This window comes from Rhizobium bangladeshense, assembly GCF_001662075.1.
Classification (GTDB): domain Bacteria; phylum Pseudomonadota; class Alphaproteobacteria; order Rhizobiales; family Rhizobiaceae; genus Rhizobium; species Rhizobium bangladeshense_B.
Map to the genome: position 1 here is coordinate 1 of NZ_LYPL01000002.1, position 13624 is coordinate 13624.

Here is a 13624-nt window from a genome sequence, read left to right on the forward strand (position 1 = left end):
CTTCAACAGATCCCACTGATCGTCCCGGAGAACTTCACCTTCCATCGCTGACCTCCAAAAGTCAGCGTTGAATCTGATTTGCTCCTCAAACGGAATCCCAATTCGTTAATTTGTCACCACAGCCTAGAGCATGATGCCGAAAAGTGTGAGCGGTTTTCGGACGACATCATGCTCTAACTCTTTAATGTAGAACAGGATTCAGATTTTAGGCCGACCGGGGCCTAAAATCATCCTGTTCTAGGCCGGCATCGGCCGGGCGGCGCGCCAGACGAGGGGAACGAGCACCAGCGTGACGGCCGGCAGTACGATCCAGTTGATCGTTTCCCAACCGGAGCTGTGGAGCAGCGATCCGGCCGAGAAGGAGGCGCAGGCGACCGTGCCGAAGACGAGGAAATCGTTGGCGCCCTGCACCTTGCTGCGTTCGGCCGGCGTGTGGCAGCCGGCCACCATGGCGGTGGCGCCGATGAAGCCGAAGTTCCAGCCGATCCCGAGCAGCACCAGCGAGAGCCAGAAATGGGCGATGTCGAAGCCGGAAAGCGCGACGGCCGCGGAACCGGCGATGAGCAAAAGGCCGACGGCCGCCACCCGCTCCTTGCCGAAGCGCACCATCAGCCGTCCGGTGACGAAGCTCGGCGCATACATGGCGAGAATATGCCACTGGATTCCAAGGGCGGCCTGATCGATCGAGTGCCCGTGCCCGACCATGGCGATCGGCGACGCCGTCATGACGAAGGTCATCAGGCCATAGGAGACGACGCCGGTGGCGATGGCGAGCAGATAGCGCGGCGAGGTCAAGATCGTCAGAAGCGGGCGATCGCCGGCACTCTCTGTTCCCTGCAGCGTCTGCGGCGCCGACGAGCGGAGCAGCCAGAGGACCGGGAAGGCGAGGGCTGCCAGGGCCGCCTGGCTGAGGAAGCTTCCGGCAAACGGCGTTCCCGGCAGCGCGTCGCGTGTCCAGATGACCAGCTGCGGCCCGATGATCGCAGCCGCAAGCCCGCCGACCATGACGCGGGCGATCGCCTTTTGCGCTTGCCCGCCGCTGACATTGTCGGCGGCGGCGAAGCGGTAGCTCTGGACATAGGAGGAGTAGAAACCGGCAAGGCAGGTGCCGAGGCAGAAGACCAGGAAGCTGGAGAAGACGATGCCGACGGCGGCGATCAGCCCCGAGACCACGCCGATCATCGTGCCGAGGAGATAGCCGGGCTTGCGTCCGAACCGGCGCATCACCCAGGCGGCCGGCAGCGTCCCGAGCGCCAGCCCGAGGTTGAGCAGGCTGACGGGCAGGGTGATGAGGCTGGGGTCCGGCGACAGCTGCTGCCCGACCAGCCCGCCGAGCGAAACGACGACCGGCGCATTGGCGCCGCCGAAGGCCTGCGCGACGGTCAGGACCCAGGCGTTGCGCCTGGCCGCGCGCGTCTCGGCCGCGGGCTGATAAAGGATGTTCATGTGCGATCCATGCTGGAGAGAATGTCGGCGACGGCGCGGCCGGCGGCGATGACGGCGCCGGCGAGATAGCCGGGTTCGGAAGGGCTGGTCTCGCTGCCGGCAAGGTGGAGGCGCTGATCCCACGCGCCTGCCACCCAATGATCGTCCCGCGGCAGCGGATGATCGCCGCCGGTTTGGTCGGCTGCGGTTGACGTCAGCGGATCCGCCGCCCAGTCCTTCAGCAGCGTGGCGCGCGGCGCCAGTGCCGCCGGCCCGAAGAGCCTTGCCAGCTGCCCGAGGCAGGCCTGTTTCAAAGCCGCGTCGCCGAGCGTGGCGCGCTGGCCGGCGCCGACGCCGAGGAAGCCGAACAGCGCCGCCTTGCGGGACGCGGTGGTGGCGTCGTGGATTTCGACCAAGGGGCCGACCATGCTCTGCGCCGTCCCGGAAAGGCCGTCGAGCCGCCAGAAGGGCCGGTCGTAAAGCGCGAAGAACTTCGCATGCGGCGCCATCCATGTCGGCGTCTGCCGCCAGCGGCCGGCGGTCGCGCGATCCTGCTCCGGCGTGAAGCTCACCGTTGCGTCCAAGAGCCGCGGCGGCAGCGCGGCGATGACGTGATCGGCCTGCAGGACATCGACGCTGCCGTCGCCGCTTGTCAGGGTGAGGCGGACGCCGGCGTCGTTCAAGGCCATCGCCGTCACCCTGCTGCCAAGACGGATGCGCTCGCTGGCAAGTTCCCGGCCAAGCGCCTGCACCAGCGCCGCCGTGCCGCCGGCCAGCCGCATCGACTGCTGTTCCATCGCCACCGGCCGATAGCGCTGCGGCTTCTCGCGCGACATCCGTTCGAAGACGACATCGCCCTCACTGGTCTGGGCGAAGGCGGGGAGGCCGAGTTCGCCGACGAGGCTTGCCATCGCCGGCTGCATCTGCGGCCAATACCAGGAGGGGCCGAGATCGAAGCCGTCTTCCGCCGGCAGGCCGGCTTCGTCGGCCGAAAGGATGCGCCCGCCGAGCCGATCCCGCGCCTCCACCACGATGAGATCGATGCCGGCGGCATTCAGCGCCCGGGCGGCGCAAAGCCCGGCGAGGCCGGCGCCGACGACGGCGACCTTGCAAGTCTTCATGTCACGTGTCCCCGGGCGGTTGACGATTGTCGAAGGCGCAGACGTCCGCATGCAGCAGCGGCGCCGATTTGTACCAGATTCGCGCGCCACCGCGACCGGCCTTGGCGCGAAGCCTACTGCCGGCCGGCAGGCGCAGCCAGCTCCAGCGCTCGAGAACCTCGCCGGCTTCGCTAAAGCCGCCGCCGATCACCAGCAGTTCCAGCCCTTGCCGATTTTCGATGTCGATATCGGCATCCGGCTGCCAGTCCTCGATCATCACGCGCTCGTTGGCGCCGTCGAACAGGATAAGGGAGGAGGCAACGCCGGGACGCGGGCTTCCGGGCTGACCCTCGCCGGGCAGGCGGACGAGGCGCTGGCGGTCGGTCGCCTTGAATTGCCAGAGTTTGACCAGGATCGTGCATCCACCGTCGCTGCCCGGCGCATGGCCGCTGCCCGGCGGATTGCGGATATAGCTGCCGGCGGGGAAATCGCCGCTCTCGTCCTGGAAGATGCCGTCGAGCACAAGAAATTCTTCGCCGCCGGGATGTTGGTGATGGGAAAACCGGCTGCCTGCGGCATAGCGGACGATGGAGGTGGCGCGCGCCTTCTCCTCGCCGATCCGGAAGAGCATGCGCCGGTCCACGCCCTTGGCCGGGCTCGGTACCCAGTCGAGCCGGGCGGCGTGGACGAGGGTGCGCCTGGAAAGGTCTTCGTTGAGCAGCATGGTCAAAGCTCCGATCTGCCGCCGTCGACGACGATTTCCGCGCCGAGCATGTAGCTCGAGGCGTCGCTTGCCAGGAAGAGCACGGCGGCGGCGATCTCTTCCGGCCTGCCCATGCGGCCGAGCGGCACCTGGCTGCCGACCCGTTCGGCATAGGCGCGAAACTCTTCCGCACTCTGGTCCCGGCCGCGATGAATCGGCGTCTCGATCGAGCCGGGGCTGACGGCGTTGACCCTGATCCTCCGGTCGAGCAGCTCTGCCGACATGGTGCGGGCGAAGGAGCGCACGGCCGCCTTCGAGGCCGAAAGGATCGCCCGACCGGGCGTGCCCACCTGGTTCAGCCAGGAGGTGTTGAGGACGATGGAGCCGCCGTCGCGCATCAGCGGCAGCACCGCCTGCACCGTGAAGAAGACGCCCTTCACATTGACATCCATGATGTTGTGATAGGTTGCTTCGTCGGTCGTCGCCAGCGGTGTTGCGAGCGCTGCACCGGCATTGGCAAACAGGATGTCGAGCGATCCGAATGCCGCCTCGGTCTCGGTCCTCACCCGCGCGAGGTCGGCGAGCGAAGAAACATCCGCCGCGATGGCAAGCACATCGCCGCCGAGCGCAGCGGCCGCCTCATCGAGTTTTTGCCGCGATCGTCCGGTGATGGCGATGCGCGCGCCATTGTCGCGCAGCATCTGCGCGGCAGCAAGGCCGATCCCGCTCGAACCGCCGGTAATCAACGCCGTCTTTCCCTGAAGCATCATCCTGACCTCTTGATCCCTTTGCCGTCAGGATAGCGGTGGGAATTGCATTGGCGAGGAAAACGGCGCATATCGAACAGAAAGAAAATCTTTGCCGTGAGCGCCATGAGAGACCTGACCCGGTTGAAATCGCTGCAGGCGCTGGAAGCCGCCGCCAGGCACGGCAGCTTCGTCGGCGCGGCTGCCGAACTGGACGTGACGCCGCCGGCCGTCGGCCAGCTCGTCCGCTCGCTGGAAGACTGGGTTGGCTATCCCCTGTTCAGACGGAGCCGTTCCGGCACCGAGCGGCTGACGCCGGTCGACGAGGCCGGGGAGGCGCTTGAGGATATCGCCGCCGGCCTCGACCTGCTCGAGGCGGGCCTGCGCAAATTGCGCGGTCGCAAGGCGCGTTCGGTCGTGGTCGTGACGGCATCGCAGGCCCTGGTCGCCAACTGGCTGCTGGCGCGGCTCGACGATTTCTCCGCGCACTATCCCAGGATCGACGTCCGGCTGGATGTCTCCGACCGGCTGATCGATCTCGCCCAGGGCGAAGCCGATATCGGCATACGCTGCGGGCTCGGCGCCTGGAAGGGCGTCAAGTCGACCTTCCTGATGAGCGAGGAGATCATCGCCGTCTGCCATGCCCGGCTGCTGCCCGCCGATCGGCAGGTGACGGCCGGCTGGATCGCCGGCGAGACCCTGATCCACGACGGCACGCCGCATCCCGGCGGCGAGTTTCCGACATGGAGCGAGTGGCTGGCCAGATCCGGGGCGAACCAGGCGCCCGATGACCGCGGCTTGAAGATCAACTCGACCGCGGCCGTCATCCATGCGGCCGTCGCCGGCAGAGGCGTGGCGCTTGTCCGCAAGGCGCTGGTGGCGCAGGAACTGGAGAGCGGCCGCCTCGTGCATCTGCTGCCGGATGTCAGGTGGCCGGTGAAATGGGCCTATTACATCGTCGCCGCACAGAAGGCCTTGCGCCGCCACGAGGTCGCAGCGTTTCACGACTGGCTTCAAGGGCGCGCGTCGCAAGCGTGATCGCATCGAAGGCTTCGGCATCACCGTCGAAATCTTGGGACTCGTCCGGCCTGAGCCGCACTTTGCAGCCCGGGTTTTGCCGAACGGCACGCCGGCGCCTCGGCCGCCGATCTTGCCGATCTGCCGCTGTTGAATGTCGAGTGGGTCGAGCCCGGCTGGACCGGCTGGGAAGAGGTGCTGTTGCGCGGCGGCGTGCCGTATCACGCCGCCAGCGGAAGACGGTTCGGCAATTCAGCGTCGCGCTCCAGGCGGCGATGGCCGACCAGGGGCTGGTCGTCGGATGGCACCGTCTCGTCGGCCCCTGGTCGAAAAGGGGGATCTGGCGCGCTTCACCGATCTGGTCGTTGCCGACCCCGGTGCCTATTATCTCACCTGGAACAACACCCGCGAGCTTCCTGCCGCGGCGCTATCGCTGCGCGACTGGATCAGGATGCTCGCCGAAGAGGAAAGAAGCGCGCCGATGCCTTTGGCGCGCCAATCCCCTGAAACCGTCCTGATGGTCGCTTTGGCGTAGCTGCGGCCCGTGCCGCCCGCACTCCTCACCCTCTGTCGTCCTCGGGCTCGAGCTGAGGAGCCATGCGGGCGGGCGCTTCGTTTCAACTGACAAGACGGCGACCACTCGCCGATCTCCCTCGCAGGAGAGAGCCTCGCGGCCCGCTGCCAATCGCACCACAAATGAACGGCAGCAGCGCCGATGACGCGTTTCGCCTGTCGTTCGGCGCATATGAGGTTGTCTTGCCGGAACAGTCGCTTCACCATGAAGGCAACTTCAGCTCCGGACAGAGACAGGCAGGCAATGACAGATATCGCGCAGATGCAGCAACAGCGATTGAGCGCCCTTCGACAGACCGCGTCGGGCGCGCCGAAACTGCCGTCCAACCCGTTCTTCGGCGTCGGGCCGATCACCGATGCGACGGCCGACGAGGTCGACAGCCGCCTGCGGCGCATCGCCTTCGACGCCTGGATCGAGAAGACCTATCGCAAGTTCGACGACCGGGGCAACGATATCGGCGGTTTCACCACGGCCGAGATTTCCCGCAGCATGCATCGCGGCTATCCCGCCGACAAGATCCTGACCGACATGATGCGGGCGATCCATCGCTATTTCGGCTTCCCGAAGGTCAACCGCATGGCGGTCGGTCTCGGCGGTGGCCATAGCGGCTTCACCGTCTGCATCCAGCACCTGATGAATGCCAACGATGCCGGCCAGCGCGTCTATGTCGATACGCCGCGGCCGGAGAGCGATCCGTCGAAGGCCGCCGGCTTCTTCCGCCAGTCCTGGGCCACACAGCTGATCGAGATGCAGCGTTTCGCCGAAAAAGGCTGCGAGAGCCGCATCCATTTTGCCGCCTCTGAAGGCGTGATCCCGACGGCGGCCGAACTGACGGCGCTCGGCGTATCGATCTTCGTCGGCGTCGGCCACGAGACGACTGGGGCCAATGCCTATACCAGCGGCGAAATCCACGAGCTGTTGAACTGGCTCGATGGCGATCCGGCCAACCGCCATGCGGTGTTCGACGCCACCTCGATGCTCGGCGCCATGCCGTGGGAGCCGGAACTGGTCAGCGCCGTCATGGCGAAATGCTGCCTGTTCATGCCGTTCCAGAAGGCGATCGGCGGCATCTCCGGCTATTTCGTCGCCTCCTTCACGCCGCATGCGCTGGCGCTGATCGAGAAGAACCAGCAGGATCCCGCCTGGGCGATCCCGCGGCAGCTGAAGATCGCGCCGCCGATCGATCCGCGCCAGCCGTTTTCGGCCAAGCGCTCCGTCGATGCCGGCCCGTTCTACGATCCGGCCGAAGACCGTATGCTCGGCGGCGTCATCAACACCTATAGCGCGCTCGCCTTTGCCGAGACCACCTTCGGCCTGCTGCAGTCGGAGGCTCGGGTCGGCTCGGTCGTCGAGCTCAACCGCCGCTCCGCCGCCAACCGCGCCGTGATCGACGAATGGGTCAAGTCGCATCCGCTGCTGTCGCTTGCAGTCGCCGATGCCGAGCGCCGCGGCGCGGCGGTGACGCTGCTGAAGGTCGAGGACGCTGACATCAGCGATGCCGGCATCCACGCCCGCATCATCGCCCGTTCGAAACAGCTGCTCGGCTATGAGGGCATCACCCATCCGAACGGCGAATACGAGCCCGGCCTCGACGCCGCCCGTTATGTCAACGCCTTCCCGGGCACGCCGGGCGACTACCGCGCCTGGGTCGGCGGCATCCGCGAGCCCGACGATGTCGTGGCGCTCCTGGAAAACCTGCAATATGCCTATCTCAGAGCCAAGATCGTCGTGCTCGAGGAGGAGCTAGCCAAACACGGCGTCACCTTCGAGGCGCCCGCCAAGGCCGACGGCGCCGTGCGCAAGGACGATCCGAACCGCGCCTATACGGTGCTGATCGCCGATCTCGTCGGCCTGCGCTTCGGCGCCGACGGCGAGCCCGATTATAGCGAGGTCAAGGCCTATATTGAGGAGAAGGGCGGGGTCTTCCATCTCGGCCCGCTCGGCGATCGCGCCAGCCTCGAAAAGGGCCGCATCCATTTCTTCTATCAGCCGAACCTCAGCACCGAGACGGAGATCCTGCCGCAGACCGACAGGGGCCAATACGACGCGCTGATCGCGGCGGCGACCTTCATCCCGAAGGCCTCAATCTTTCCGCTCGGCGGCGTGCGCATCGGCGCCGGCACCGGCAATATGGGCTCGGCCTCGTGGGGCGGCGGCAATGGCGAGGGCGGCGAGGCGCCGCTGATGAACACGCCCGGCATCAACAGCCGCGCGACCGCCCAGATGGCTTTCAAGGCGATCCTGAAGGTCGTGCCCGACCTGCCGGTCGACCGGCTGCACCGCATGGTCGCCGGCGGCGATTTCGATACCGGCCGCCAGCTCAAGGATTTCCCGACGGCCAAGCTCGAGGGCCGCACGCTTGCCGTTCTCGGCTACGGCAATATCGGCCGTGAAGTCGCCAAGCTCGCCAGGGCCTTCGGCATGAAAGTGGCGATCTATGCCCGTGAGCATCACAGGCGCTGGATCGAGGCGGAAGGTTTCGACTATGCCGCAAGCCCGGTCGAAGCGGCAAGCGGCGCCGACGTGCTCTCCGTCCATATCGGCCTCGGCCGCCTGGATGCCGCGACCGGCACCTATTCCAATGCCGGCACCGTCGATGCCAAGGTGTTCGGCGCCATGAAGGACGGCGCCGTGCTCGTCAATTACGACCGCGGCGAAGTGGTCGATACCGGTGCGCTCGACGCAGCACTGTCCTCCGGCAAGATCGCCCATGCCGCGATCGACGCCGATCTCTTCAGGGATGCGGCGACCGGCAGGCTCAGCGGCCCGATGCTGCCCTACCTGCCGCTCGAGGAACGCCACAAGGGCAAGCTCGAGCTCTTGCCGCATGCCGCCGCCGATACCGACCACCCCTCGCGGGTGACCGGCGCCAGGCAGGCGGTCGACCAGATCTTCGATGTCATCCGCTTCAAATCCGTCGTCAATCTCAAGGGCGACCTGCCGGGAGGCTACGTCTCGGGCGGCAGCCGCACGCCGGCCGGCATCGGCAAGGTGACGAAGCAGGTCGTGGCTGAAGCCGGCCGCAAGGCGGAACTGCTCGAGGAACTGCGCCAGGTCTCGGAAAGGATCGCCGCCATCACCGGCGCGCTGTCGGCCGTTTCCGATCCCGGCCACCGCGCGCGGATCGTCGAGCGTTACACCGGCCTCCTGGTCGAAAACGCCGACCGCCAGCGCGCGCTTCTCGATGAGCTCGGCCTCTACGGGCCGGCGGAGGGCTGAGCTCAATCGGCCGGCTCGGCGGGCAGCGATTTTCAACAGCTGCTCGAACCGTGTCGGCCCCAGCGGCGAAAGGCAAACGATAGCGAACGCGCGGCAGCGGGCCTCGGCCTGTTGCCGGCGGATATCCCACTTACACGAGCTGATTTTCCATCAGGAATGTTAGCTCGTAGCCGTGCAGAAGCTCCCGCAGGTCGGTGTAGCTGTGACGGGAATAGAAGGCATGCGCGGTCAGGGAATCCGGGACACGCAGCACGCCTATTCCCTTATAACGGGCAGCGCTTTCCACAGCCTCCAGAAGACGCGCGCCGACACCTTGTCCTTGGGCCGCTGGGGAAACAAACACGGTGCGAACCGTGTTCCCGTCAAGGCTGGCGGTGCCGATGATCGGACCATCTTTGCGCGCGATCCAAACGTCACGGTTCGCGATAAATCCGAGGACTGCTTCTTTAGAAAAATTGCTGGCGACCCGTTCGATGATGTCGAGCGGATAGTCCACCGAATTGCTGACGCGGATCGTGTGACGCACAAGCTCACTAATTTCCGCCGCATCGTCACGTCGCGCAGGCTGGATTTGGATAGGCTCGCTCATGTGACGACTCTTGTGACGGTCGAATATCCTTCAATCGCCGCATTCACTACAATCATCCAGTGGTTGCATTTTTTGCCGAGGCCGGTAAGTTTGCGCTTCGGACCATGACTGTTTGCCTAGCCCTTGGTGTGAGGCGGGCCAACGTGTTGACGGTTGAAAAGAGACCAACGCAACTCCCTAGGGCACCGTCATAAAGACCGATGGCTTACGGGTTTAATTTGTAGAAGAAATTTCGGATTGCCGCCCATGCTCGATGCCAGCGCTGCCCCTGTTTTCCGACAAACGCCATCTGGCCTCGGCACCATCCAAGACGCGTGAACTGAAAGACTCGGCTACCCGTCATTGCTGAGGGCAATGCCGGTGAGGAGGGCGAGCGAGGAGGGACTGACGATGTTCGTTGAGGGATTGAAGAGGCTGCTGCGCGGTCGTTCCGACGCGGATGGCGACCGCGGCAGAAGCGGACTGACTGTGAACGACAGGGACGCCGTCGTCGCCGACCTCGCCTCCTTCGAGGCGGTGGAGAAGGGGCTCGGCAAGGCCCTTGCCGGCTTCGTGCTGTCGAGCGCCGGCGACGCGAGCGTGCTTCATTTGAGGAACCTTCTGAAGAATCCCAAGGACGAATTCCGCATCAGGCTTCACAACGCTTTTCTCGCCAGTGCCGATGATTGGAAAAACAAGGCGGAAGTGGAGAAGCGCAGCAAGGCAAGGGAACGGGTGATGTTCGGCCTCGAAGGGTTCGATGCCGCAGCGCTCCATCGCTACTTGCTGCTGCACAGCGAGTTTTGTCAGCAGAACCGGCCCTGGAACTTTCCCGGCAGCGATCGGTCGCCGCATTGGCTGCGCGTGGCAAGCCATCTTTTCGATTCGCGCATGTCTGCAAAGGGCGATCCGCTGGGTTATCTCACCGCCGAGCGCATGCTCGAGATGATGGCGGCCGCCGGCCTTGCTCCTTCGGTCGCGCCGCTGATCGATTGCACCTTTGCCGACGGTGACGTGCCTTACGGAAATCTGACCCAACGGATGCTGAAGCTTCCGGGCCTTGCCGAGGCAATCGCCGCCATGCCGGAGGAGGCGGCCAGGGCGATCGGCGGCCTTGCGGCAGGCGGCCGCGAGGCCATGATCAGCTTCATCGGCCAGAACGGCCTCATCGACCGGGACCCGCATTTCTTCGATCTCGCCTTCGCTATGGCCAGCGACGGCGCCAAGTCCGTCCGGGATGCAGCCGCCAATGCGCTGAAAGCGGCTGACGCAGAGAAGGTCCAGGCCAGGGCCGAGGCGCTTCTCGCCTCCCGCAAGGCGAACGAGCGGCTCGCCGGCGTCAATATCCTCGCCGCATCGCTGCGCGAGCGGTGCCTGCCGATCCTCGAAAAGCACGAAGGCCAGGAAAAATCCAATACGGTGATTGCAGCGATCGGAACGATCCGCGCCACCTATGCCGCAGGCGCCGCCGGGCCGGTCGAAGACGGCCAGGCCGATCATGCCGACGGCTATGTCGCGATCGACGGCAGTTTCGTTGCCGCGCCGCCGGCCGCCTCCGGCAATGAAATGCCGCTGCCGGCCGACCTGGAAGAGGCCTTCCGCAAGCTGCTTTCCGACGTCAATGCGGCCGCCCGCATCGACTATGACCAGACGCCGCCGGGCAAGGAGTGGAACCAGCGGCCGGCGCGCCCCTTTGCGGCGCCGTTCGACCCGGCGGTTGCCAAGCACATCGCCGCCGCCATGTCCGGCAGTCGCCTGACCGAGGCGCAGCGGCGGGAGGTCTGGACCGCAATCGACGACAAGGGCGGTTCTCACTGGGAGCGGCAGCGGAACCAGGTGCACGGCAGCGGGCTGAAGGCGATTTTCTCCCGCGCCGACATTTCCTTCGAGGCATTGTCGCGGCTGCTTTTCCAGGCGACCGATGGGCGCCATTGGCAGCATATTTTGCGCACCGTGCTCGGCGTGCAGAACTATTGGGTGCGCGGACCCGACCATGAGATCGTTGCCCGCATCAGGGCCGGCGCCGATATGCGGATTCTCGCCGACATCGCAGCCGCTGCCGGGGCGCCGTCCTTCGCCGATATGGGCGGCGCGCTTTTCGACAAGGCCTATGTCAACATTTCAGAGCTGATCGAAGAGCCTGCGCCGGCCAATGTCTGGCCGCTGCTGGCCGAGAATTTTGCAGCGATCGACGCCGCCCTTGCCGGCGACGGCCTGAAGGAGCGCTGGACCGAGGATTTCATTTTCTCCTGGCTGCGCTTCTTTCCAAAGCTGCCGCGCCGCTATTTCCCGCTGGTGGCCGATCGCGCCCTGCAGGCCGGCGTGCGCCAGCGCGAGTTTGCCCGCCACCTGCTGCGTGAGGTCGACGATCTCACGCCGCTGATCACGCCGATGCTGACGGCCGGCCCGGAAGGCAAGCGCCTTGCCGCCGCCCGCTGGCTGGCCGAACGGCGGGACGCCAATGCCATCGCGCCGCTGCGCGCAGCCATTGCCAAAGAGAAATCCGTCGCGGTCAAGGCGGCGGCCCTTTCGGCCCTTGCCGCCTGCGGCGACGATACCTCCGATTTTTTCGCCGAGGACGCGCTGATTGCCGAGGCCGAAAAGGGGCTCGCATCAACCAAGGTCGATTATTCCCCGCTGTTTGATGCCGAAAACCTGCCGGTGCTGCATTGGGCAGATGGTCGCGAGGTCTCGGCCGTGCTGGTGCGCTGGTGGTTCGCCCGGTCGCACAAGCTGAAAATGCCGGGCGGCGACCCGCTGATCCACATGGCGCTCGAACGCCTCGACCGCAGGGATGCCGAGCGGCTGGGAGCGGCGATCGTCGCTGCCTTCATCTCCTACGACACGCAGCGCCCGACCAGCGAAGAGGCCAATGCCTATGCGGCCGCCAATGCCAAGCAGCGCTACGATTATTCCAAGAAGTGGCGCAAGGATTTTACCGAGGAACTGGCCTTCGCCGAGCTGCGCCGGGAAAAGCTGGCGATCTACCTGAACAGCGCCCTCGATCATCGCGGCCTGCTGGCGCTCGCCCGTTTCGCGCCGCCGGCCGAGACCACGCTTCTCGCCAAGCGTTACCTGCGCGAGCACGGCAAGCGGCCGAACCAGTGCCGGGCGCTGATCGACGCGCTGATGGCAAACCCGGTCCCCCAGGTGCTGCAGCTCGTGCTGATCGCCTCGCAGCGCCACAAGCAGCCGGGCATGCGCAAATATGCCGGCGAGCTGATCACCGCCTTTGCCGAGGGTCGAGGCTGGACGCCGGCCGAGCTCGGCGACCGCACCATCCCTTCTGCCGGCATCGATGAGGACGGCTTCCTCGAACTGCCGATCGGCGAGCGCCTCTATCGCGCCCGGCTCGTCGCCGAAGCGGCCAAGAATGGCAAAGAGGAAATGAAGCTCATCCTCGAAAATCCCGACGGCAAGCCGATCGCTTCGCTGCCGACCCCGGCCGATCCCGAGGAGGCGGAAGAGGCGAAAGAGGCAAAGAAGCTGCTTTCCAGCGCCAAGAAGGAGCTGAAGCAGACGGTGGAGCTGCAGAGCGGCCGTCTCTACGAGGCCATGTGCGCCGCCCGCATCTGGCCGCGCGAGGATTTCGAAACCTTCCTGCTCGCCCATCCGATCGTCGGCCGGCTGCTGCGCCGCCTGATTCTGGCCGGCCATGACGACAAGGGCAAGATTATCGCAAGCTTCCGCGCGCTCGACGACGGCACTTTCACCGATGCCGAGGATGCGCCCGTCGTTCTCAAAGACTTTGCCGGCATCTCGATCGCCCATCGCGCCAGCCTCGGCGAGGCGGGTGCGAAAGCCTGGAAAGTCCATCTGGCCGACTACGAGGTCAAGCCGCTGTTCGAGCAGCTCGACCGGCCGGTCCTCTCCGGCGAGAAGCCGGATGCCAAGCGCATCGACGACCGCAAGGGCTGGATGATCGACAATCTGACGCTGCGCTCGGCCGCCGAGGGGCTCGGCTATATCAGAGGGCCGGTCGAGGATGGCGCCGGCTTCTACACCTATGAGAAGAGCTTCGGCGATTGCGGCATTGCCGCCATCATCGAATTCACCGGTAGTTATATCGGCGAAAGTGAACGCGTGCCGAAGGCGCTGACGGAGATGCGCTTCGCCCGCATCCAGCCGGGCGGCCGGGTGGCCTATGGCGGTGAGACGCCGCTTGCCAAGGTGCCGCCGGTGCTGCTCAGCGAAACATGGAACGATCTGCGCGCCATTGCCGACAAGGGCACCGGCTTCGATGCCGCTTGGGAAAAGAAGGCCGGATGGTGA

9 protein-coding genes are annotated in these 13624 nt (G+C 65.8%); 4 read left to right on the plus strand and 5 right to left on the minus strand.

Features of this window, described 5'->3' with window-relative positions; genetic code table 11:
* Positions 1-237: 237 nt before the first annotated feature.
* From A7X77_RS03865 to A7X77_RS03880, 4 genes are read right to left on the minus strand one after another with little or no spacing between them, the layout of a single operon-like run.
* A complete protein-coding gene (locus A7X77_RS03865) occupies positions 238-1446 on the minus strand; it encodes an MFS transporter (protein WP_064681710.1) in 1209 nt (402 codons plus the stop codon).
* Positions 1443-2546: a flavin monoamine oxidase family protein gene (locus A7X77_RS03870; RefSeq protein WP_064681711.1), complete on the minus strand. Its 1104-nt coding sequence runs from the start codon at positions 2544-2546 to the stop codon at positions 1443-1445. The genes A7X77_RS03865 and A7X77_RS03870 overlap by 4 nt, the downstream gene beginning before the upstream one ends.
* Before the next feature lies 1 nt (position 2547).
* Entirely contained in the window at positions 2548-3249 is a 702-nt protein-coding gene (locus A7X77_RS03875) for a cupin domain-containing protein (protein WP_064681712.1), read from the minus strand.
* Between the two features lie 2 nt (positions 3250-3251).
* Positions 3252-3995, minus strand: coding sequence for an SDR family oxidoreductase (locus tag A7X77_RS03880; RefSeq protein ID WP_064682295.1), 744 nt, complete (start codon positions 3993-3995; stop codon positions 3252-3254).
* A 105-nt stretch (positions 3996-4100) separates the two neighbouring features.
* On the opposite strand from A7X77_RS03880, the gene A7X77_RS03885 reads away from it, so the two are divergent.
* The 3 genes from A7X77_RS03885 (at position 4101) to A7X77_RS03895 (ending at position 8784) form a co-directional block, all read left to right on the plus strand.
* Positions 4101-5012 carry a LysR substrate-binding domain-containing protein gene (locus tag A7X77_RS03885; RefSeq protein ID WP_064682296.1) on the plus strand — a complete coding sequence of 304 codons (912 nt, stop codon included), beginning with the start codon at positions 4101-4103 and terminating at the stop codon, positions 5010-5012.
* Between the two features lie 280 nt (positions 5013-5292).
* The gene (locus A7X77_RS33760) at positions 5293-5526 is read left to right on the plus strand and encodes a hypothetical protein (RefSeq protein WP_245293701.1); all 234 of its coding nucleotides are present in this window, start codon (positions 5293-5295) and stop codon (positions 5524-5526) included.
* Between the two features lie 282 nt (positions 5527-5808).
* Complete coding sequence (locus tag A7X77_RS03895; RefSeq protein WP_064681713.1) at positions 5809-8784, plus strand: NAD(P)-dependent oxidoreductase; 2976 nt, start codon at positions 5809-5811, stop codon at positions 8782-8784.
* Positions 8785-8914: 130 nt separating this feature from the next.
* On the opposite strand, the gene A7X77_RS03900 is transcribed toward A7X77_RS03895, so the two are convergent.
* Positions 8915-9373, minus strand: a complete 459-nt coding sequence (locus A7X77_RS03900; RefSeq protein ID WP_064681714.1) for a GNAT family N-acetyltransferase — start codon at positions 9371-9373, stop codon at positions 8915-8917.
* 390 nt (positions 9374-9763) lie between these two features.
* Here A7X77_RS03900 and A7X77_RS03905 point away from each other — a divergent pair, with 390 nt between their 5' ends.
* Positions 9764-13624: a DUF4132 domain-containing protein gene (locus A7X77_RS03905; RefSeq protein ID WP_064681715.1), complete on the plus strand. Its 3861-nt coding sequence runs from the start codon at positions 9764-9766 to the stop codon at positions 13622-13624.